The following is a 575-nucleotide window of genomic DNA, read 5'->3' on the forward strand; positions in this document are numbered from 1 at the left end:
CCGCCCCGGTGTGCGCCCGGGTGTCCAGCAGCCCCTCGGCCGCCAGCCCCGCCGTCGCCCCGCAGATCGCCGCCACCGGCACCCCCGTGTCCAGGAAGCGCCGCGCGGTCCGCGCGAACGCCGCCGTCGGGCCCTCGCCGCTCTCCCATGCCGGGGAGCCCGGCAGGATCAGCAGCGCGCTGTCCGCCGGCCGCAGCTCGTCCAGGGCGAGGTCCGGCAGGACGCGCAGCCCGCCCAGCGTCGTCACCGGCCGGTCGGTGACGCCCACCGCCCGGACCCGGTACCCGCGTTGGCGCAGCTCGGCGATCGCGTGTCCGGGCTCCCAGTCGGCGAGGCCGTCGTACACGGCGAGGTGCACCGTGCTGTCCGTTGTCCGCGGGTGCGTTCCCGCTGCCCTGTCGCTCATGGCAGTATTCTGTCAAGTGGACAGGATGCTGTCAATGAAATCGGGGAACTGTAGTGTGGGTCGGCGTGATTCAACGCAGTACCCTGCGCGAGCAACTCGCCGATGCCCTGCGGGAAGAGATCCTGGCCGGCCGGCTGGCCCCCGGCGGCGAGTTCACCGTCCGGGAGAT

Annotated in this window: 1 protein-coding gene; it reads right to left on the minus strand. The window is 73.4% G+C overall.

The features are described from left to right. A partial coding sequence (locus tag ACWF62_RS20725) for a DJ-1/PfpI family protein (RefSeq protein WP_452631322.1) occupies positions 1-406 on the minus strand: 406 nt, incomplete at its 3' end. Positions 407-575: the final 169 nt, after the last annotated feature.

The sequence above is a fragment of the Rhodococcus sp. NPDC054953 genome (assembly GCF_053609225.1).